Genomic DNA, 21,082 nt, shown 5'->3' with positions numbered 1-21,082 from the left:
TCAATTTAAAGTTTTTTGTGACTCAATGAATACTGACTTCAAAACTGTCCTTACTCGAAAGTAAGAAGTAATTTTAAAGCTATTATCGTTCCAACAGAACGATAATGAATTGACTGTGCCAAATAACTCATTCCCGAAAGAAGTTGCTATTCGTATTGGTCACTCAGTTCATTGAAATCAAGTTGATTCCGAGGAATCTATTTTGATTATCATCAACGAGTGCCCACACAGATTGATAGGTTTATATTGTTAAAGAGCGTCCCATTACGGGTCCGATTTGTGACCTAAGTCTCAATCGGCAAGGATGCGTATACTACGCTTCCTCTCGAGTAAGTCAATCATTATTTAAAATTAATTTCGACTTCTCTACCGAGCGGTTTGTGATGTTTGTCTCACTCCCCGTTGGTGTGGGCGCATTATAGAGAGAAAGGAAACTAGCGCAACCCCTAAAGTGCGTTTATTTTTACGATTCAATTCGAACGGTCAGTAAGTAACCACGCAAACGATTACCTATCGGTTGTCACAAGGTTTGGGGTACAAAAAAAGCGGCAATACGCCGCTTTTCTATTTCTATGATTGCATCATGCATCAGATAAATGCGAATGCGTCACCGTGGATATGATGAATATCGGCATCTTTATTAGTGGTAAATGTGTCTCTTGCCGCTCCAGCCATTTCGAATCGCCCAGCAATATAGATTTCGTAGTCAGCCAATGAGTCGAAATCTTGATTAACGGCCTGTAGTACATTACCTACTTTGCCTGTCCAGCGCTCAGGTGCTATTTCGACAACTGGGATGAACGTAATATTGTTGTGCTGAGTGGCAATATGCTGAAGGTCGTCGAACGCATACAGCTGCTCAATCTGTTTTGCTCCCCAGTAAAGGTAGATCGGTTGTTCACTGTTCTGGCTTATGCAGTAATCTAAAATAGAGCGTACATAGCTAAATCCGGTGCCACCCGCTATCAACAGAAGTGGTTTTTGAAGAGGTTCTTTAATCCAGGCGCTGCCGTGTGGTGCATCAATTTCGATCACGCCCCCACTTTGATGTGCGCTTTTGATTGCATCGACCACTTCTAAAGCGTATTGATTTGCCTCTGCTGCACCAATGTGCAATTCGAGCTCGCTATGTTCTCTACACGGACTCGACGCAATGGAAAAAGGTCGTTTATCTTGCTCGCCCATAACAACCATTAGGTACTGCCCTGCTTTATAGTTTACAGGTTGTTGCGGATGGAGGATCACGCGATAGGTATTTTCGGCTAAAGGTTCAACGCTTTGAACAGTACATTGAATGGTCATTGTCTTCCTTCTATTTTAACCATTGTTACTTGTCACTTGCGGTTTTGACGACACAAATGATTCTTGGGACTTACTCGCTCGTCAACAAAGCCTTTGCATTCGTCGTGAGCTTTCACTATTGGGCTTGTATCGCCCTCAATCAATCACTGAAGTCGATGACAACATCACTTTGAGCTTGAGCCAAACAAATAAATGTCCAACCCTGTTCTTGCTCAGATGACGTTAACATAGGTTCAAGTGTGTAACTTATCTTTCCAGACACTCTTTTACATAAACAACTGGAACACGCACCAATTTGACAGCGGTGAGGTAAGTTTATGCCTTGCTCCAACGCAGCATCCAATATGGTTTGTTCACTGGATGCTTTAAACTCAATCCGCTTCGGCAGTATCGTAATCGTATGTATTGTGTCTTTCATTGTTTTTAAACACTGCTAACTTATATGTCGAGCCCTAGTTGATCCCATATCTCATCGATACGCTCAACTACCTTAGGGTCTTTAACAATGGGTGTCCCCCATTCACGAGTACTTTCGCCTTCCCATTTGTTGGTCGCATCCATACCCATTTTCGACCCTAGCCCAACGACTGGAGAAGCAAAGTCCAACGAGTCGATGGGTGTATTTTCTATCATTACTGTGTCTCTTGCTGGGTCCATACGCGTGGTAATAGCCCAAATGACATCATTCCAATCTCTGGCATTGATATCATCATCGCAAACGATGACAAATTTGGTGTACATGAACTGACGTAAAAACGACCACACTCCCATCATCACACGCTTTGCATGTCCAGGGTATTGTTTCTTCATCGTAACGACAGCCATACGATATGAACACCCTTCTGGAGGAAGGTAAAAGTCGACAATCTCAGGGAACTGTTTTTGAAGTATTGGCACAAACACTTCGTTAAGTGCTACACCAAGTACCGCAGGTTCATCCGGCGGACGACCTGTATAGGTGCTGTGGTATATCGGATTCTTACGCATGGTCACATGGGTAACGGTGAATACTCGATGGCTTTCAACTTCGTTGTAATAGCCAGTATGATCCCCATAAGGTCCTTCATCAGCAAACTCATTAGGGTCAATATATCCTTCAAGTACTATTTCTGCACTTGCTGGAACCTCTAATTCATTACTAATGGACTGCACTACTTCTGTTTTACTGCCGCGAAGCAGTCCAGCAAAAGCGTACTCAGAAAGCGTATCGGGTACCGGCGTAACGGCCCCTAATATAGTGGCAGGATCCGCACCGAAAGCGACAGACACAGGGAACGGTTCTCCTGGATGTGTCTCCATCCAGTCACGTAAGTCCAGTGCACCGCCTCGATGAGCCAACCAGCGCATAATAATTTTGTTTTTACTTAGCTTTTGCTGACGATAAATACCTAGGTTTTGGCGTTTTTTATTCGGTCCCTTGGTGACGGTTAGTCCCCATGTAAGAAGCGGCGCAACATCGTCTGCCCAACAGCTCATTACTGGGATTTTATCCAAATCGACTTCGTCGCCTTCCCAAACGACTTGCTGACAAGGCGCCTTCCTAAGCCGTTTTGTTGGCATATTTAACACTTGCTTGAACACAGGAAGTTTATCCATTGCGTCTTTGAAACCGCTCGGGGGCTCAGGCTCTTTAAGATACGCGAGCAACTTGCCTACTTCACGCAGTGCCATAACATCTTGCTGGCCCATACCTGTGGCAACTCGATCTGGAGTTCCGAATAAGTTAGTCAGTACGGGGATATCATAACCAATTGGATTTTCAAACAACAAAGCCGGTCCGCCGGCTCGCAATACGCGGTCGCTGATTTCGGTCATTTCATAATGAGGATCAACTGGGTGGGATATGCGCTTTAGCTCTCCCTGATTTTCTAGATGCGCGATAAATTCACGCAAGTCCTTAAAGCTCATTAGCACTCGCCATGGATTTTTGTTGGCGACAGTATAACAGATGACTTCAGACTGTTAACAAATGGGAGACAATTGATAGCGTAGTAATTTTGGTTATGGGGTGTTGAGCGTACTGAGCAATTTAAAATTGTTGTTTGATTTTAAATAATCCACCACGATAGATTGCTGTCCGCTGCGATCAATTTCTGACTGTAAATAGAGTTTAACGCTATCAGAAGGTTCAGAAAAACGCGTTAGCAGATCGATTGATTGAGTGTAATGACTGGAATGACTTGCCGCCATAATGAGTAAATCACCCTGCCGAGAAGTTGCTAACCTATCCAATTCTCGCTCAATAACGCCATCGGCTTTCATTTTCCACAGCAGAGCGTACACATCAGTACTTTGAGTTACCTTAGCGATTTCAACCATCACTCTTGAACTGGGCACCCAAGCTTTGCTTGCCTCGCTACGAACTTGATCTGCAATATTCAGCTGTGCCTTATTTGATAACGATTTAAACTCAGCAAGAAACAGCATTTCTCTTACTTTGGGCTCTGCTGACAACCATCGCCTAAAATCCAATGTTCCCGCTTCTGCTTGCAAATAAAAACTCATTACTGACTGCTGCTTATTCCAATCTTTCAGTATTGACGCTGCGATAGATGGGTAGTTAAAAGCGGGGACCTTAAATTCATACCCATCACCTTGCTCCACAATATGATAAACAGAAGGCACATGCATTTGCTTTTCGACCAGCTGAGCAAGAGGGGTGGTTAATGTGATGTTGGAATCAGAAAGCTTTTGAACAAAAAGTGTTCTTAACGCCTCTTGTTGTGGGTATTTGACTTGTTCAAGTTGAAACTCAACCTCCGCCAGCTCCCCAGTTAACGCTTGAGTGACAAGATTGTCTGCCATGCTATTGAGCCGGGTGTCCTGCAACCATTGCGCCACTTCACTATCAGACAGTTGCTCGGCCCACACTGGAAGTGCGGCGGCAATCAGAACTGTGATCATCCAATTAAAATAGCGCATCCAACCCTCCACAATTACCACTCATTAACATAATCACAATAAAATTTAACAATGGCAAGTGGTGATTTTTGCGGCCTCCAACCAAAACGCAAAAAAAAAGCGCCTCATTAACAGAAGCGCTTTTCTCAAGATTTTATTCAATTACGATTTTTGCTTTCTCATCGCACTGAAAAACTCATCATTGGTCTTGGTCATTGCAAGCTTATCGATGAGGAACTCCATCGCATCGGTTTCGCCCATTGGGTGAACGATCTTACGAAGAATCCACATTTTTTGAAGCTCGTCAGGTTTAGTCAACAACTCTTCACGACGCGTACCAGAGCGATTAAAGTCAATCGCAGGGAACACACGTTTTTCTGCAATCTTACGGTTTAAGTGCAGTTCCATGTTACCTGTACCCTTAAACTCTTCGTAGATGACTTCATCCATTTTCGAGCCCGTATCAACCAGTGCTGTAGCGATAATCGTTAGACTACCACCTTCTTCAACGTTACGAGCTGCGCCAAAGAAACGCTTTGGACGATGCAAAGCATTCGCATCAACACCACCAGTAAGAACTTTGCCCGATGACGGAATAACAGTGTTGTAAGCTCGCGCTAGTCGAGTAATAGAGTCTAGTAGGATCACAACATCTTTCTTGTGCTCAACCAGACGCTTCGCCTTTTCGATAACCATTTCAGCTACCTGAACGTGGCGCGAAGCTGGCTCATCAAACGTCGACGCAATAACTTCACCATTAACCAGGCGCTGCATCTCTGTTACTTCCTCTGGTCGTTCATCGATGAGTAGTACCATCAACTCACATTCAGAGTGGTTACGAGCAATGCTTTGTGCAATGTTCTGCAACAGCATTGTTTTACCCGCTTTTGGCGGAGCAACGATAAGGCCGCGTTGGCCTTTACCAATTGGTGACGCGAGGTCAAGAACTCGAGCGGTAATGTCTTCTGTTGAGCCATTACCCACTTCCATTATCATTCGCTCGTTAGCATGCAATGGTGTGAGGTTCTCGAACAAAATTTTGTTTCGAGCGTTGTCCGGCTTATCCATATTAACGGTGTTAACTTTAAGCAGCGCAAAGTAGCGCTCACCGTCTTTAGGCGGACGAATTTTTCCTGAAATGGAGTCGCCAGTGCGCAAGTTGAATCGGCGAATCTGACTTGGAGAAACATAAATGTCGTCAGGGCCGGCTAAATATGAACTGTCTGCACTGCGTAAAAATCCAAAACCGTCTTGCAGGATTTCTAATACGCCATCACCAAAAATATCATCGCCACTTTTCGCGTGAGCTTTAAGAGTCGCGAAGATGATGTCTTGTTTGCGCAAACGCGCAAGGTTTTCTAGGCCTAAACTTTCACCTAGCTGAACAAGCTCTGATACAGGCTTATTCTTAAGCTCAGTCAAACTCAGCGCAGTACCCAAACCGGTTTTTGGTTTAGCTGTTGTACGGCGAGGTTTAGAAATAGTGCGACGCTTAGTCTCTTTGACTGCGGTTTCAGCTGGAGCCTCTACAGCCTCAGCTACCGGTGCACTTTCAGTTTCCACTGGCGCAGGTTTGCTCGCAGGCTTTGACGCCTTCGCTCGCGCTGTGCTTCTTGGTTTAGGGGCTGGCTTCACTTCTTTTTCTTGCATGATAGGCGCATCGACTTGCGACTCAGCTTGAGGTGCAGCATCCGCATTAGGTTTAGATTCAGTAGTCAAAATAGGATCTATTTGTGTTGGTTGAGAATTGAATATGGTGTTGAGAAATCACCACGAAAAGTATTGTTCATTAAACGTGCAATAACTTAGCACTTAATAGATTAGTAGTCTAGTACATAAATGCAACAAACCGCGCCTAGTAGCGCGGTTTGTCGTCAATTTTTATAGGTTTGCGTCGAGAAACTCTTTTAACTGAGTTTTTGACAGTGCGCCGACCTTGGTCGCTGCCACTGCACCGTTTTTAAATAGCAACAGTGTAGGAATGCCACGAATACCAAATTTAGGTGGAGTCCCAGCATTGTGGTCGATATTTAGCTTACCAATAGTCAACTTACCGTCGTACTCATTGGCCACTTCATCCAAAATTGGGGCGATCATTTTGCAAGGACCACACCACTCTGCCCAGAAATCAACTAGAACCGGACCTGCAGCGTTGATGACGTCAGAATCAAAGCTCTCATCAGACAACTGCACAATTTTATCGTTCATTTTACACTCCGAATGTGTCTTTCGTTGCCGAATTTACTACTTTTTCGACAAATTGATTCCTTATTGGACTGGATTTCGGTTCTTAATGCAAGCGTAAGCTGATATTCTATGCGCATGAAAAAGACACATATCACAGAGCAACGATTTGCCGACTTTGACCTGCACCCAAAAGTCATAGAGGGATTGAATAAAAAAGGATACGAATTTTGTACTCCAATTCAAGCCCAGGCACTGCCAGTTTTGCTCACTGGCCAAGACATTGCAGGGCAAGCGCAAACAGGTACAGGTAAAACCCTGGCCTTTCTAACCGCTACCTTCCACTACCTATTAACTACGGAAGCTGACGAAGCACGTAAAGCTACGCATCCGCGCGCAATCATCATGGCGCCAACGCGTGAACTAGCAATACAGATTTACAACGACGCACAACCCCTAATTGAGTCAACAGGACTTAAAGCGTGTCTTGCATACGGTGGTGAAAGCTACGATAAGCAACTCAAGCAAATTGAAGGCGGCGTTGATATTTTAATAGGTACCTGTGGCCGAATCATCGATTTCTACAAACAACGCGTCATTAGCTTGAACTCTATTCAAGCGGTTGTGTTGGATGAAGCAGATCGCATGTTTGATCTTGGTTTTATTAAGGACATCCGTTTCTTGTTCCGTCGTATGCCTGAGCCAACTGAACGACTAAACATGTTGTTCTCTGCGACTCTGTCTTACCGAGTACAAGAGCTTGCGTTCGAGCACATGCACAATCCAGAGCATGTTGTTGTAGAGCCGGAGCAAAAAACAGGTCACCGTATTCAAGAAGAGCTATTTCACCCTTCTAACGAAGACAAAATGCCTCTTTTGCAAACTTTGCTTGAAGACGACTGGCCAGATCGCGCAATTATTTTTGCCAATACCAAACACAAGTGTGAACTCGTGTGGGGACACCTTGCGGCCGACGGCCATCGTGTTGGACTCTTAACCGGTGATGTTCCGCAGAAAAAGCGAGAGCGTATTTTAGAAGAGTTCACTAAAGGTGATGTCGACATCCTGGTCGCAACAGACGTTGCTGCACGTGGGTTGCACATTCCTCAAGTTACTCACGTATTTAACTTTGATTTACCAGATGATTGTGAAGATTACGTTCACCGAATCGGCCGTACCGGTCGTGCTGGTGCCAGTGGTCACTCTATCAGCTTTGCTTGTGAAGAGTATGCGATCAACTTGCCAGCCATCGAAGAGTACATCGAACACAGCATTCCAACGTCAGAATATGACACGGCCGCTCTGTTGACCGACCTACCTCGTCCGTTGCGTTTACGCACCAAGCCAAACCAAGGACGTCGTAATAACTCAGGCCAATCAAACCGTGGACGACCACAACAACGTCGCCACACCAGGACTCGCTAAATATTCATGGAGTGAATTGAGATGAGTGAAACTGTCTCTCCTCTCTACGCCGCTATTGACCTCGGCTCGAACAGCTTTCATATGCTGATCGTGCGCGAGGTGAACGGAAGCGTTCAAACCCTGGCAAAAATTAAGCGTAAAGTCCGCCTTGCGGCGGGCTTAGATCAACACAACAGTCTAAGCATTGAAGCAATGCAGCGTGGCTGGGACTGTTTAGCGCTGTTTGCCGAACGACTGCAAGATATACCAACCTCACAGATTCGTATTGTCGGTACAGCAACGTTACGAACTGCGACTAACATCGATCAATTTCTTACTCGAGCCAATACTATTTTGGGTCATGATATTCAGGTTATCTCTGGAGAAGAAGAAGCGGCTACAATCTATCAAGGTGTTTCGCATACCTCCGGTGGACAAGGGCGCCGATTGGTTGTCGATATTGGTGGAGCAAGTACCGAACTCATCATAGGTCATGGTTTTGATGCAGAAGCGCTAACCAGCCTCAATATGGGCTGCGTCACCTGGCTCGAACGTCATTTTAATGACCGCCAACTCAATGCTCATAATTTTCGCCAAGCCATAGACGCGGCAAAACAAAGCTTGAGCCCAATACTGGCACGTTATCAGCAATTGGGTTGGGAGACCTGTGTCGGTGCCAGCGGTACAGTGCAAGCCTTGCAAGAAATAATGCTTGCCCAAGGTATGGACGAAGTGATCACTCTCGATAAACTTTACCGATTGCAAAAGCAAGCGATGTTAGCTGATGCTCTTGAAGAGTTAGAAATCGAAGGCCTCACTTTAGAACGAGCGCTCGTATTCCCTAGTGGGTTATCCATTCTAATCGCGATATTTGAGTTACTCGACATCGATACGATGACACTGGCAGGTGGTGCACTCCGCGAAGGTATGGTGTATGGCATGCTGAGTCAATTACATCAGCAAGATATCATCGCTCGCACCTTAACCAGTGTGCAACGCCGATATCAGCTCGACACCCAGTATGCGAAACAAGTCTCGACGTGCGCTGATAAGTTATTGTCACAATGCGAACCAGACTTTTTGGCCGAGCCCGCAGCTAAAGTGCTGCTCGAGGCGGCATGTCAGCTTCACGAATTAGGGGTGACACTCGACTATAAAAAAGCCGGTGTACACAATGCCTATTTGATCGCGAACTTGGATCTTCCTGGGTTTACTAAAGCGCAGCAACATGTATTGGCCGAAGTGCTAAAACGCTATAAGGATGTACTGACACCTCTTGATACTCAGCATGCAATATCACAACACAGTGCCGAACGAGTACTACGCTTACTTAGAATTGCCGTGTTGTTGACTCATCGCAGAGATACTGCAGTGCAACCCGACTATCGCGTACAGAGCCATGGTGATGATATCTCACTATCTATCAATGCTCAGTGGCTGGACAACAACCCGCTCACTCGCGCAGAACTTGAAATTGAGAGCGACCGTCAATCCAATCTCGGATGGACGCTGACGATTAACTAGCGTCCCAGCAAGCGATAAAAAAAGGCCAGCACGAATGACTTCGTACTGGCCTTTTTTAATTATTCTAATGACTATTTTGTCGTAGCAACTTCCGCTTGAGTTGTTGAGTTAACCTCAACGTGCGTCAATTTCTTAACCAAGAAATTTAAAACCACACCATACATTGGAATGAACAAACCCACGCTAATTACCAACTTGAAACCATAGTCCACCAACGCAATTTCCTGCCAATGTTGCGCCATAAAGGCGTCTGGGCTGTTATAGAAAGCGATACCAAAGAACGCAATCGTATCCAACGCATTACCCAGCAGTGTCGAGCACAATGGTGCAACCCACCAAGCTTTTAACTGGCGTAGGCGATTGAATACATGCACATCAAGAATTTGTCCCAGCGCGTACGCCATAAAGCTTGCTACCGCGATCCGAGCTACAAATAGATTAAACTCGGTTAACGGTCCAAAGCCTTGATAACTGCCTTCGAAAAAGACCACTGATAACACATACGAAACGATCAATGAGGGCGCCATAACACGGAAAATAATTTTTCGGGCAAGCGGTGCGCCAAAAATACGAACCGTGAGATCAGTCGCTAGGAAGATAAACGGAAAAGTAAATGCTCCCCATGTGGTGTGATAGCCAAATACAGTAAAGGGTAGCTGAACGAGGTAGTTACTTGATGCAATCACGACAAGGTGAAAAAGAACTAACCAAAAAAGGGCTTTGCGCTGCTGCGCGGAGGAAAAGTGACTCATTGTATACCTTTTTATTTTGTTTTGGGGTTGAGGGAACCCAAATGAAGTCGGCACTGCCGCACTTCGCTACATTGTAATACCTATCAGCAACTCTTACTTAAAATAGGCGCGATGCTACACATTTTGTGAGCGGGCGGGGATTATACAAAATTGATAACAGTTATCAAGTGCTTAATTACTGCCCATCGCATTAAATTCGGTTTCACGTGAAACGTGTCCCGAGAATACCTAGTTCTTCTACTGTAACCAAGAAGCTAAAAATTGACACTCTTGCTGGCTTTGCTTGGGCTCGAGCGCCTCGAGCCATACGCATTCAGAATAGTGCTCAGCTTTCATTAAAAACTGACAGCCTTCAAAATCAATCAGCCACGAGTGTAAATCGGCATCGGTCTGCTTCTCGATTATTTTGGCTGACAACATCTCAACAATATAATCACCCAACACTGCAAACTCATCAAAGTCCCAGGTAGGAGTCAACAAAATCAGCTTACCTTGATCAGCAAAATACTCTGTTACGACAATGCGACTTGCGGGTTGGTATTGAGTGTGTGTACTAGCCATGTGACGTTAAATGTTCCTGTATCAAATCTAAAAATTGATCGCCAAAGCGTTCGAGCTTTCGCTCACCTACTCCGCTAACGGCCAACATTTCCCCTGCAGATGTAGGCAGCATCTCGGCCATATCTACTAAGGTCGCATCATTAAACACGACATAAGGTGGCAACCCGGCTTCATCTGCCAAGGTTTTTCTGAGGTTTCTTAACTTAGCAAACAATTTCTTGTCGTAGTTTTTGGTCGACAGTTTTGTCGCTTTTGTTGCACGTGCACTTGCATCTATTCGTGGTACCGCCAATTCGATGGGCACCTCACCTCGCAACACGGGTCTCGCTTCGGGCGTGAGCTGCAGTGTTGAGTTTCGAGTGATATTTTGCATCACCAACCCTTTATGAATGAGCTGACGCATGATACTGACCCAATAATCATGGCTGTTCTCTTTACCCAGCCCATAGGTACTGAGCTTGTCATGGCCATTGTCTCGTATACGGATATTTTGCATTCCACGCAGCACTTCCACAACGTAGCTCACACCAAAACTTTGGTTCACTCTATAGATACAAGACAACGCCTGTTGAGCCTGAACGGTGGCGTCAAATAGCTTAGGCGGGTCGATGCAAATATCGCAGTTTCCACAACTTTTTTCTCGATATTCACCGAAATAATGCAGCAATACTTGGCGACGACAGGTTTGAGCTTCTGCAAACGAGCTCATCGCATTCAGTTTGTGTGTTTCGACGCGCTTCACTTCACCATCGTCTTTCTCATCAAGAAGTCGACGTAACCATCCCATATCCGCTGGATCATAAAGGGTGAGCGCTTCAGCAGGTAGTCCATCTCGACCAGCGCGCCCCGTCTCTTGATAGTATGACTCGATATTTCGCGGAATATCAAAATGGATAACAAATCGCACATTAGGTTTATTAATTCCCATGCCAAAGGCCACAGTAGCAACCACTATCTGAATGTCATCCTTTTGAAAGCCTTCTTGAACAAACGCTCTTTCGTCACTGTCCATGCCTGCGTGGTAACCAGCAGCACGCAAATTGTTATTGCACAGCTTTTCGGTCACCATTTCGACTTTCTTTCGGCTGCCACAGTAAATGATCCCACACTGCCCTTTTTGGGTGTCTAAGTATCGAATGATTTGAGACACAGGCTTATGTTTTTCGACCAGGTTATAACGGATGTTCGGCCTGTCAAAACTGCCTAAATAGACGTCGGGTTCGTCAAGTGAAAGACGAGATTGGATATCGTGCCTTGTGGCATCATCTGCCGTTGCCGTTAGCGCCATTACTGGTGTATTTGGGAAATAATGTTTCAGTTGTCCTAATGACGCATATTCAGGTCTAAAGTCGTGCCCCCACTGAGAGATACAGTGTGCTTCATCTACAGCGATCAGGTTTAGCGTTATATAGCTAAGGCGCTCGATAAATTCGGGCATCAAGACTCTTTCTGGCGAAACGTATAGCAATTTTAAGTCGCCACGGTTCATTCGGTTGAACACGCTTAATAGTTCATCACGGCTCATACTTGAATTAACACACTCAGCCGAAACACCATGTGCTTTAAGCTGGTCCACCTGATCTTTCATCAATGAAATCAAAGGCGATATAACCAACGTTAACCCTTCTTGGGCCAAGGCTGGGATTTGATAACAGAGTGACTTACCTCCACCGGTGGGCATGATCACTACACAATCCCGCCCAGCCAGTGACGCATCAATAACTTGTTGCTGACCATCACGAAATTCGCCGTAACCAAAGACTTGCTTAAGAATCTCGGCGGGTTGTTGCACGGTCGGCTGAGGCTGCGCTATGAGAGTGTCGTTCATTAATGCGTATTCGGACTTGGTGAAGAAAGGGGCGAGCCATTGTAATGGGGATAGCTCAATAAGCAAACTGCAAAATTAGAGTGACGTCCTAAACTACATCGCTATACTGGTTTTCTTTTTTACGAAACTGACCATGCCAGAACAACAACGCGCTAAACAAGGTGTGTTACTCGCCATTGCGGCTTACACCATGTGGGGAGTTGCCCCTATTTATTTCAAAGCGTTAGACAACGTACCTGCTTTAGAAATCTTATCTCACCGAATCGTCTGGTCTGTTTTACTGTTGGCCTTATTAATCCATTTCACCCAAGGCTGGACTCGCTTTAAGCAGGTTATCACCCAGAAAAAACGTACCTTCCTTCTGCTTTGTAGCGCCACTCTGGTTGCCATAAATTGGTTAATTTTTATATGGGCGGTCAACAGTGAGATGATGTTAGAAGCCAGTTTAGGCTATTACATCAACCCTCTGTTTAACGTTATTTTAGGTATGTTGTTCCTGCAAGAGCGCCTAAGAAAGCTTCAGTGGTTGGCCGTTGCTTTAGCAGCCACAGGCGTGTTTATCGAGCTATTTGCCTTTGGCTCCATTCCCTACGTTGCATTTGCGTTAGCTATTAGCTTTGGAGTCTATGGATTGTTGCGTAAAAAAATCAATATCGACGCGCAAACGGGACTATTTGTCGAAACGCTATTTTTGTTTCCTGTCGCAGCGATATATTTACTTGCCATAGATACACCCACCAGCAATATGTGGAACAACTCAATGTCTCTCAATTCATTGCTGATTGCTGCCGGTATTGTCACTACCGCTCCTCTACTCTGCTTTACTGCTGCAGCAACCCGTTTGAAGTTATCGACCTTAGGTTTCTTCCAATATATTGGGCCTAGCTTAATGTTTTTATTGGCGATTACGGTTTATGGTGAACCATTAACCGAAGCTAAAATGATCACATTCAGCTTTATATGGATGGCATTGATTTTGTTCAGTTTTGATGGACTCAAACACCATAAAAGACAAAAAGCTGTGAAGGCATAGAGAGACATGAACGAGTTCACTATATTGGCCACACTTGCCACCATACATTTTATTGCACTGATGAGCCCAGGACCAGATTTTGCTCTTGTAGTGCAATCAACGGCTAAACACGGTCGTAAAGCGGGCCTTGCTATTGCCACTGGCCTATCGGCAGGCATATTGATCCATTCGACATTAAGCCTTACGGGTGTGAGTTATTTGGTTCACAACAATCCTGCTTTATACAGCGCCGTGCAATTTCTTGGTGGCAGCTATCTACTGTATTTGGGGTTAAGCTCGCTTAAAGCACTGCTACAAACAAGTACTTTGGACCACACAGAGACTGTGCCCGACACTCAACGCCCTTTATCTTCGGCAAATAAACCGCTTACCCCGTTCTTTCGCAAAGGTTTAATGACAAACTTATTAAACCCAAAAGCGCTGATATTTTTCGTTAGCCTGCTATCGAGTATCGTTCCTGCCACAATGTCATTGGTAGGCAAGGTCTCAGCCATGGCGCTTTTATGGGGATTATCGATATTTTGGTTCTCACTTCTCGCGTACGCTCTTTCGACAAAACGCGTCGCGAGTAAAGTTGAGCAAGCGGGTCCATTTATTGACGGAATATGCGCACTCCTTTTTACCGCTGTTGGCGTATCAATCTTATGGCATTTGCTGCCTTTTTAACCACAACACTGAACCATCGATAGTTTTGATTTAGATCAAAAACGGGAGAATTGGCGTAATCCACCGTGCACCTTGTAAGAGATCTCTCACAAGAGTGTGAGTCAAAGTGAGTTTTCGTCGACTGCACTGTACTACAAGCAAAGTAAACTACTGAAAAATAAGTAATTTGTTTTTTGTCGTATTTAGGCAACGTAAAAATGTGATCTAGCGCGATTGTTTAAAAAAGCCATCAGCGTAAACTTTTCTTTGTCGACAAGGAGTTGGCAAGGAACAGGAAACACCAAGGATTTGGTAATCTTCAGGATGGAGATTCGGTTATTCAGGATGAATGATCGGCACGGATAGCAAAATGGACATTGAACGGACTCAATAGTAACTAGGATGGTTACTACTAAGGAAGGCAATGGACACCTCTGGATGAGGTATGGAACTATCATCAGGATGATGAAAGGGACACCGCTCAGGGAACAAGCGAAGTGAGCTAACTTGGATTGTTAGCAGACCAGGATAAGGTCAATGGACACCGCTAGGATGGCGAGAAAGGACTACGCTGAAGGAATACAGCACACTATCATGGATTAGATGCATGGAGCACTTTTAGTAGCCGGATTGCTGCGAGTAAGACTATAACCCCGATGGGCCTTGGCCCTCGGGGTTTTTCTTTGTTCAAAATTCAGTCCTTGTTGGTTGATTGTTTTTTATACCAAATAGTCCTTTCCCTGTTTTGGGCTCTATCTTCTCTAATCCATCACATACACTGATTCCATATTTTCGATATGGCATCACTACATGGTTTCCTTACTTCACCCTTTGACCCACTCGCGCACGGCGTTGCTCGCCATAAACCTGTCGGTGTTACTGTGGGCTGTTACTCCCTTATTCGCAAAGCTTATTCCCCTACCTGCTGAGCAATTAATTTGGCTACGTTCGGTAGTGAGCGTATTCGCTTTATTGGTGCTGTTTTTTTCCCTCGGAAAACCCATTGAGCTTAAGCGCCAATCTATAGGCATTATGATCGGTCTAGGAGTATTGATGACAACGCATTGGGTGACCTTTTTTCATTCGGTGCAATTATCGACGGTTGGTATGGCCATGATGGCTCTATACAGTTATCCACTTATTACCATCTTCATCGAGCCACTTTTTTCTAAGCAGCGCATTCAGCGTATCGATATTGTGTTAGGCATTGTATTGAGTGTTGGACTTTTGGTGATGCTTCCGGAGCTCAGTTGGTCAAATCGTCATGTTCAAGGCATTGGGTGGGGGTTGATCGCAGCGGTTGCGTTTTCATTGAGAAACCTTATGAGCCGCTATCATGCAAGAGACATCGACAGCCTCAATCAAATATTCTTTCAGTCTCTGGTTGCCGCGCTTATTTTGCCCTTTGGAATCTGGTCATCTCTAGAACTTGAAACACTCGCCCATGAGCACTGGCTAAACATTGTAGTTATGGCCATATTATTCGTATTGGTCCCTCATACCCTATTTATCTTTAGCCTCAAACATATTCCAACTAAAACCGTCAGCATGATAGCCACCATTCAGCCTGTCTATGGGCTCGTTTTTGCTTATTTTCTGTTGGGTGAGATTGCCGCACCTACAACACTCATTGGTGGAGGCATCATCGTTGCCGTTGCTCTAATCGAAACCCTTCGCATACCATCAAAAAAAGGAAAGATTGATGAATAGCTTACATACATTGAACTCATTCCAAGCGTCCCAGTATGACGTCACCTTTCACTTTGAGAATGGCCGATACGTATTACGACCTTTATCTGTGAACAGATTCCGATTCACCGCCTACTTTGACGACAATGATGTTCTGTCGTACCAAGAGCCTCAGGCAGAGCCTGAGTTTGCTTCAAACACGATCCTAAAGTGGCGTAAAGAACTACAGCAGTTCACGATAAGCGATCCACAGATCACTCTACCCTTCGGAAATGTACAGATAGTGCTCAACCTCGATCCGTTTTATCTCTCAGTGATCGAAAATCAAAAAGTGATCTACCAAGATCTCCCTCGCAGAGCGTATTTAAAAGACAATAACTCTCGTTGCTGGCATTACCACCAGCGACTTGATGAAGATAAATACTATGGTTTAGGTGAGAAAACAGGCCGCTTAGAACGCAGCGGTCGTCGCTACAAAATGAATAATGTAGATGCGGTTGGCTACAACCCAGAATCAGGCGACCCACTATACAAGCACATTCCTTTCTTTGTTCGTTACCGCCCCAGTCAAAAGCAATGTGTGGGTGTGTATTACCACACCGCCACTCATTGTGAGTTTGATATTGGTAGTGAGCGAAGTGGTTACTGGGGTGAGTTCGGCAGTTTTTGTGTGGATGGCGGTCCTTTGGATTGTGTGATCATGCTAGGAGCTTCCCCACAGGCGATCCTCGATCATTACCTTTCGATCACTGGACTGCCTGTACTTCCAACAAAAGCATCGCTTGGCTACCTCGGTTCGACCATGTATTACACCGAGCTCGAACAAGGATCAGACGATGCAATCGTCGGGTTTATTGACGAGTGTGCTTACCAAAACATACCAGTAAGTGGCTTTCACCTTTCGTCTGGCTACACAAAAGGACACGATGGGCTGCGGTATACCTTTCATTGGAACAGCCAAAGCTTTTCTGAACCGGCACGGTTTGTTGAACAAATGACTCAACGGGCCCAAGTCCTCTCACCTAACGTTAAGCCAGGCCTACTTACTACACACCCTCTTTATAAAGAGTTTGACGCCATGGGCGCATTTATCCGAGAGCAAGACGGTAGCCAATCGAAAATAGAGAAGTTTTGGGGAGGTGACGCGTCATTTGTTGATTTTACAAACCCAAAGGCTAGAGCGTTGTGGAGTAAGCATTTAAAGAGCTCGCTCATTGATCATGGGATCACATCAATATGGAACGACAACAATGAATTTGAAATGGATGGAGAGGGATTGTGTCACGGTGATTCAACACCAACCAAGGCTAGCCAGTTACGTCCTGTGATCAGCAATTTGATGGCACAGACCGCCTACGAGGCCGTCGCTCAAAACAGCGAAAAGCGCCCTTTTATACTTAGTCGAGCCGGGTTTTCCGGAATTCAACGTTTTGCCCAAACGTGGTCAGGAGACAACGACAGTAGCTGGCGATGTTTCCGATTCAATATTGCCACCATGCTCGGTATGAGCTGGTCCGGTGTCGCTTTTAACGGTATGGATGTTGGCGGCTTTACGGGACCTGCGCCTACGCCAGAGCTGTTTTTACGGTGGGTGCAAAACGGGATATTTCACCCTCGTTTTTGCATTCATTCGGTGAATAACGACAACACTGTAACAGAGCCGTGGATATACCCAGAAATACTTCCACAGATTCAGCAAGCCTTTCACTTCCGCTATCGATTATTGCCAACGCTATATAGCCGAGCTGAGCGATGCCATCGCCTCGGTCTGACAATGGTTTCAGCACTCAGTTATGCAGACATCAGCGACAGCAATAGCGCCTTTGAAGACACCTGCTTTCTATTGGCTGATAGTTTGCTGTGTGTTGCAATCACAGAACCTAATATCACCGAGCTTAATCAGTATTTCCCACGAGGAGAGTGGTTAGATTGGTATTCTGGAGAGTCCTATTGTGGGGGGCAGTCTCATTGTATTCATGTGCATTGGGATCACAGCCCACTGTTTATCAAACAAGGTAGCGGGGTATTTCTCGATAACCAGTATGCGAAGTCACCGGCAGCCGAGCTGCAAATTTACCTTGCTGCGAGCGCCTCTGGCCAAGCGCATTTTTACGACGATGACGGCGAGAGCTTCGCGTACAAATCTGGGGAGTTTAAACGTACTCAAGTTGACTGGGTAACCATTGCTGCAAGTACCAAAGTCACGGTGACTCAGCAAGGTCACTATGTGCCGCGGTATGACAAAGTCAAACTTTCACTTAAGGTGCAAGAGCAATGCCCTGTAGGTGTATCCCTCAATAACCGTGCGCTTAGCCAAGTTTTATATGAACGTAAATTAGACCATGATTTATGGTTTTTCGACGTCCAAACAAAGACGGTTCACATTTTATTGCCTCGCTCATTTTGGGAGTCTGACAGCCATATTGAACTGTTGTTTGATCAGGGAGTTCAAATTTCTCAGGAAGGATAAGCCAACGCTTTCTATCTTTAATAAACCAAGCATAGAACGACCAAGGGCCATTTACTTGGCCCTTGGTATTGTCACTTTATAAAACTCACTACAATCGCTAAAGCTTCTCTAATTTGGCAAATTGGGTCACAAGCCACTTGATGCCTTCGCCATTGAAGGCAACCTGCACTCTGCCTTGTGGGCCGCTGCCTTCGAAGTTAATGATCGTGCCTTCACCAAATTTAGAATGCATCACGCGTTGCCCAAGGTTAAATCCGGACTCGTTAAAGTTTTGTTTGACTTTGCTATGGCTAAATCGCCCTTCTGAACTTGGGCGACTCACTTGGGCCTTCATTCTTACTTCATTAAGATTTTCTGGCGGTAACTCTTTAATGAAGCGACTTGGGCGGTGATACTTATCCTGACCATAAAGCCTGCGCATCTCCGCATACGTAATGTGTAGCTTTTTCATCGCTCGCGTCATGCCTACGTAACACAGCCTACGCTCTTCTTCGAGGCGACCGATTTCTTCTGCCGACATCTGGCTCGGAAACATCCCTTCTTCTACACCAACCATAAACACAACAGGGAACTCTAGACCTTTCGCACTGTGCAAGGTCATCAATTGCACCGCATCATCAAACTCATCCGCTTGCCCTTCACCAGCCTCTAATGCCGCGTGAGTTAAGAAGGCCGTAAGCAGCGTCATATCCTCAGCCTCTTCAGGCATCTCAAATTGCCTTGTCGCTGTCACCAGCTCAGCCAAGTTTTCTAGGCGAGCCTGCGACTTTTCGCCCTTCTCTTGCTCGTACATACTGTATAAGCCAGAAGTGTGGATCACATGATCCGTCTGTTTGTGAAGTTGCATATCGTGAGTATCATCTTCAAGCGCATCGATCAGCTCTATAAATCGAGTTAGAGCACCTGCTGCCCTACCTGCGAGGACCTTATTAGATAGCAAGTACTTACTTGCCTCCCATAAGGTACTGCCGTTATCGCGAGCGGCAACCCTCACCGTATCGAGCGTTTTATCCCCTAGCCCTCGCGTCGGCGTATTCACTACGCGCTCAAATGCGGCGTCATCATTGCGGTTAGCCATAAGGCGGAGGTAACTTAAGGAATCTTTGATTTCTTGACGTTCAAAAAATCGCATCCCACCATAGATTCGATAAGGAAGCGCTGCCTGAATTAGCGCCTCTTCAAGAACACGAGATTGCGCGTTATTTCGATACAAAATGGCGCACTCATCGAGCTTTCCGCCTTCGTCTTGCCAAGCCTTAATTTTGCTTACCGCGAATCGTGATTCGTCTAATTCGTTATACGCGGCATACACATCGATTGGCTCACCCGCACCACCATCTGTCCATAGCTCCTTACCCATTCGCTCATTGTTGTTCGCAATAAGTTGGTTAGCGGCCGTAAGAATGGTTTTGGTGGAGCGATAATTTTGTTCCAAGCGAACCGTTGACGGTGCACCAAACTCATTGAGGAACTTTTGTATGTTCTCTACTTTTGCGCCGCGCCATCCGTAAATGGACTGGTCGTCATCCCCGACAATCATGACGTGACAGTCGGTTCCGGTCATGATCCTCAGCCAAGCATATTGAATGTTGTTGGTGTCTTGAAATTCGTCAACCAGAATGTGTTTAAAACGCGCTTGATAATGCTCGCGAATGGCTTTCTTTTCACGCAGCAACTCAAGGCTACGTAACAAAATTTCCGCAAAGTCGACTAGCCCTGCACGATCACAGGCTTCTTGATACGCACTGTATACTTGCAGCCACGTTTTTGTGATTGGATCACGATAGTCATCAATATGCGAAGGTCTTAAGCCTTCATCTTTCTTACCATTTATCCACCATGCTGCTTGTCGTGCTGGCCATTGTTTCTCATCTAAGTTCAGCGATTTAATGATTCTTCTTAGTAGTCTCTGTTGATCATCCGAGTCCAGAATTTGAAAATCTTGTGGGAGCTTAGCGTCCAAATAGTGCGCGCGAAGAATACGGTGGCATATCCCGTGAAATGTGCCATTCCACATGCCAGAGCTGCTACCACGCATTAAAGTATCAATGCGTCCTTTCATTTCTGCGGCCGCTTTATTGGTAAAAGTCACCGACATAATTGAAAACGGCGATGCTTGTTCAACCTTCATAAGCCAGGCCATGCGGTGCACTAGTACACGCGTTTTACCACTTCCCGCTCCTGCTAATACAAGGATATTACTTAACGGTGCACCGACCGCTTCACGTTGCTTATCGTTAAGCCCGTCTAGGAGCATAGAAGGATCAAACATGATGACTCACTGTGTATATGTACATACCTGTCATTGTACAAGTTACGGTAGTTGTTAGCGAATAAATTTGCGCCATTCATCGTTTTTTTAATCCTATATATTTCAATAACTTATAGTTGATTCGTCATTTTCTTTGAAAATATTTGAAAGTTTTCCCCTCGCATAAGGCTCTACTTACACGAGCCTTATGTAAACAATTCGTTAACAAATGGCCACCAACACTTAATGGACAATATCGTGAGGAATTCGCAATGAACAAATCTACTTTAGCTGTGACAACCGCCGTTTCTAGTTTAATCGCTCTTGGTGCCACGATGGCCGCTGCTCCCGCTGCTGCGGCAGATAAAGAAAAGTGCTATGGCGTTGCCAAAGCAGGTCAAAATGACTGTGCAACCAAAAGCAGCTCATGCGCAGGTACATCAAAAGAAGACAACCAAAAAGACGCCTTTGTTGTGGTTCCTAAAGGGCTGTGTGACAAATTAACTGGTGGTAGCACCATGTCCTCTTAATCGTTCAA

At 45.4% G+C, this 21,082-nt stretch carries 16 protein-coding genes and 1 pseudogene; 7 read left to right on the top strand and 10 right to left on the bottom strand.

What is annotated here, in order from left to right; all coding sequences use genetic code 11:
• Positions 1 to 588: 588 nt before the first annotated feature.
• From fre to trxA, 6 genes and pseudogenes are all read right to left on the bottom strand, one after another.
• On the bottom strand, positions 589 to 1,302 hold the full coding sequence (gene fre / locus JQC93_RS19890) for an NAD(P)H-flavin reductase (RefSeq protein ID WP_205160070.1): 714 nt from the start codon (positions 1,300 to 1,302) through the stop codon (positions 589 to 591).
• Positions 1,303 to 1,441: 139 nt separating this feature from the next.
• On the bottom strand, positions 1,442 to 1,720 hold the full coding sequence (locus JQC93_RS19885; RefSeq protein WP_205160069.1) for a 2Fe-2S iron-sulfur cluster-binding protein: 279 nt from the start codon (positions 1,718 to 1,720) through the stop codon (positions 1,442 to 1,444).
• A 92-nt stretch (positions 1,721 to 1,812) separates the two neighbouring features.
• Positions 1,813 to 3,210: pseudogene (gene ubiD, locus JQC93_RS19880) on the bottom strand (4-hydroxy-3-polyprenylbenzoate decarboxylase); the annotation flags it as partial.
• 93 nt (positions 3,211 to 3,303) lie between these two features.
• Positions 3,304 to 4,224 carry a hypothetical protein gene (locus JQC93_RS19875; protein ID WP_205160067.1) on the bottom strand — a complete coding sequence of 307 codons (921 nt, stop codon included), beginning with the start codon at positions 4,222 to 4,224 and terminating at the stop codon, positions 3,304 to 3,306.
• Between the two features lie 141 nt (positions 4,225 to 4,365).
• Complete coding sequence (gene rho / locus JQC93_RS19870) at positions 4,366 to 5,631, bottom strand: transcription termination factor Rho (RefSeq protein WP_205160072.1); 1,266 nt, start codon at positions 5,629 to 5,631, stop codon at positions 4,366 to 4,368.
• A gap of 453 nt (positions 5,632 to 6,084) precedes the next feature.
• The gene (gene trxA / locus JQC93_RS19865) at positions 6,085 to 6,411 is read right to left on the bottom strand and encodes a thioredoxin TrxA (protein WP_084888948.1); all 327 of its coding nucleotides are present in this window, start codon (positions 6,409 to 6,411) and stop codon (positions 6,085 to 6,087) included.
• A 114-nt stretch (positions 6,412 to 6,525) separates the two neighbouring features.
• On the opposite strand from trxA, the gene rhlB reads away from it, so the two are divergent.
• The gene (gene rhlB, locus JQC93_RS19860; protein WP_084888975.1) at positions 6,526 to 7,812 is read left to right on the top strand and encodes an ATP-dependent RNA helicase RhlB; all 1,287 of its coding nucleotides are present in this window, start codon (positions 6,526 to 6,528) and stop codon (positions 7,810 to 7,812) included.
• Between the two features lie 21 nt (positions 7,813 to 7,833).
• A complete protein-coding gene (gppA, locus tag JQC93_RS19855) occupies positions 7,834 to 9,315 on the top strand; it encodes a guanosine-5'-triphosphate,3'-diphosphate diphosphatase (protein ID WP_205160066.1) in 1,482 nt (493 codons plus the stop codon).
• A gap of 71 nt (positions 9,316 to 9,386) precedes the next feature.
• On the opposite strand, the gene JQC93_RS19850 is transcribed toward gppA, so the two are convergent.
• The 3 genes from JQC93_RS19850 to recQ all read right to left on the bottom strand — a co-directional run bounded on the left by JQC93_RS19850 (position 9,387) and on the right by recQ (position 12,456).
• On the bottom strand, positions 9,387 to 10,067 hold the full coding sequence (locus JQC93_RS19850) for a 7-cyano-7-deazaguanine/7-aminomethyl-7-deazaguanine transporter (RefSeq protein WP_205160065.1): 681 nt from the start codon (positions 10,065 to 10,067) through the stop codon (positions 9,387 to 9,389).
• Between the two features lie 237 nt (positions 10,068 to 10,304).
• Positions 10,305 to 10,628: a DUF3630 family protein gene (locus tag JQC93_RS19845; protein WP_205160064.1), complete on the bottom strand. Its 324-nt coding sequence runs from the start codon at positions 10,626 to 10,628 to the stop codon at positions 10,305 to 10,307.
• Positions 10,621 to 12,456 (bottom strand): ATP-dependent DNA helicase RecQ, encoded by a 1,836-nt coding sequence (gene recQ, locus JQC93_RS19840; RefSeq protein ID WP_205160063.1) that lies wholly within the window; start codon positions 12,454 to 12,456, stop codon positions 10,621 to 10,623. Before recQ ends, JQC93_RS19845 begins: the two co-directional genes overlap by 8 nt.
• Positions 12,457 to 12,583: 127 nt before the next feature.
• Here recQ and rarD point away from each other — a divergent pair, with 127 nt between their 5' ends.
• The 4 genes from rarD to JQC93_RS19820 all read left to right on the top strand — a co-directional run bounded on the left by rarD (position 12,584) and on the right by JQC93_RS19820 (position 18,293).
• Positions 12,584 to 13,489 (top strand): EamA family transporter RarD, encoded by a 906-nt coding sequence (rarD, locus tag JQC93_RS19835; protein WP_205160071.1) that lies wholly within the window; start codon positions 12,584 to 12,586, stop codon positions 13,487 to 13,489.
• A gap of 6 nt (positions 13,490 to 13,495) precedes the next feature.
• Positions 13,496 to 14,155: a LysE family translocator gene (locus JQC93_RS19830; protein ID WP_205160062.1), complete on the top strand. Its 660-nt coding sequence runs from the start codon at positions 13,496 to 13,498 to the stop codon at positions 14,153 to 14,155.
• Positions 14,156 to 14,944: 789 nt separating this feature from the next.
• Complete coding sequence (locus JQC93_RS19825; protein ID WP_205160061.1) at positions 14,945 to 15,844, top strand: DMT family transporter; 900 nt, start codon at positions 14,945 to 14,947, stop codon at positions 15,842 to 15,844.
• Positions 15,837 to 18,293, top strand: a complete 2,457-nt coding sequence (locus JQC93_RS19820) for a glycoside hydrolase family 31 protein (protein WP_205160060.1) — start codon at positions 15,837 to 15,839, stop codon at positions 18,291 to 18,293. The genes JQC93_RS19825 and JQC93_RS19820 overlap by 8 nt, the downstream gene beginning before the upstream one ends.
• Before the next feature lie 97 nt (positions 18,294 to 18,390).
• Here the strand turns inward: JQC93_RS19820 and uvrD are convergent, their stop codons facing one another.
• Positions 18,391 to 20,565 (bottom strand): DNA helicase II, encoded by a 2,175-nt coding sequence (gene uvrD, locus JQC93_RS19815; protein ID WP_205160059.1) that lies wholly within the window; start codon positions 20,563 to 20,565, stop codon positions 18,391 to 18,393.
• Positions 20,566 to 20,816: 251 nt separating this feature from the next.
• Between uvrD and JQC93_RS19810 the strand changes: the two genes are divergently transcribed.
• A complete protein-coding gene (locus JQC93_RS19810; RefSeq protein WP_205160058.1) occupies positions 20,817 to 21,074 on the top strand; it encodes a BufA1 family periplasmic bufferin-type metallophore in 258 nt (85 codons plus the stop codon).
• Positions 21,075 to 21,082: the final 8 nt, after the last annotated feature.

Source organism: Vibrio ulleungensis, assembly GCF_016900875.1.
GTDB classification, from domain to species: domain Bacteria; phylum Pseudomonadota; class Gammaproteobacteria; order Enterobacterales; family Vibrionaceae; genus Vibrio; species Vibrio ulleungensis.
This window is presented reverse-complemented; position numbering and strand designations above follow the sequence as displayed.

What these genes read in the sequence shown, in the direction of transcription:
- uvrD (WP_205160059.1), bottom strand. Translation starts at nt 20,565, where the DNA reads ATGTTTGATCCTTCTATGCTCCTAGACGGGCTTAACGATAAGCAACGT.
- trxA (WP_084888948.1), bottom strand. Translation starts at nt 6,411, where the DNA reads ATGAACGATAAAATTGTGCAGTTGTCTGATGAGAGCTTTGATTCTGAC.
- JQC93_RS19820 (WP_205160060.1), top strand. Translation starts at nt 15,837, where the DNA reads ATGAATAGCTTACATACATTGAACTCATTCCAAGCGTCCCAGTATGAC.
- JQC93_RS19885 (WP_205160069.1), bottom strand. Translation starts at nt 1,720, where the DNA reads ATGAAAGACACAATACATACGATTACGATACTGCCGAAGCGGATTGAG.
- JQC93_RS19875 (WP_205160067.1), bottom strand. Translation starts at nt 4,224, where the DNA reads ATGCGCTATTTTAATTGGATGATCACAGTTCTGATTGCCGCCGCACTT.
- JQC93_RS19830 (WP_205160062.1), top strand. Translation starts at nt 13,496, where the DNA reads ATGAACGAGTTCACTATATTGGCCACACTTGCCACCATACATTTTATT.
- JQC93_RS19845 (WP_205160064.1), bottom strand. Translation starts at nt 10,628, where the DNA reads ATGGCTAGTACACACACTCAATACCAACCCGCAAGTCGCATTGTCGTA.
- JQC93_RS19825 (WP_205160061.1), top strand. Translation starts at nt 14,945, where the DNA reads ATGGTTTCCTTACTTCACCCTTTGACCCACTCGCGCACGGCGTTGCTC.
- gppA (WP_205160066.1), top strand. Translation starts at nt 7,834, where the DNA reads ATGAGTGAAACTGTCTCTCCTCTCTACGCCGCTATTGACCTCGGCTCG.
- rhlB (WP_084888975.1), top strand. Translation starts at nt 6,526, where the DNA reads ATGAAAAAGACACATATCACAGAGCAACGATTTGCCGACTTTGACCTG.
- JQC93_RS19850 (WP_205160065.1), bottom strand. Translation starts at nt 10,067, where the DNA reads ATGAGTCACTTTTCCTCCGCGCAGCAGCGCAAAGCCCTTTTTTGGTTA.
- fre (WP_205160070.1), bottom strand. Translation starts at nt 1,302, where the DNA reads ATGACCATTCAATGTACTGTTCAAAGCGTTGAACCTTTAGCCGAAAAT.
- recQ (WP_205160063.1), bottom strand. Translation starts at nt 12,456, where the DNA reads ATGAACGACACTCTCATAGCGCAGCCTCAGCCGACCGTGCAACAACCC.
- JQC93_RS19810 (WP_205160058.1), top strand. Translation starts at nt 20,817, where the DNA reads ATGAACAAATCTACTTTAGCTGTGACAACCGCCGTTTCTAGTTTAATC.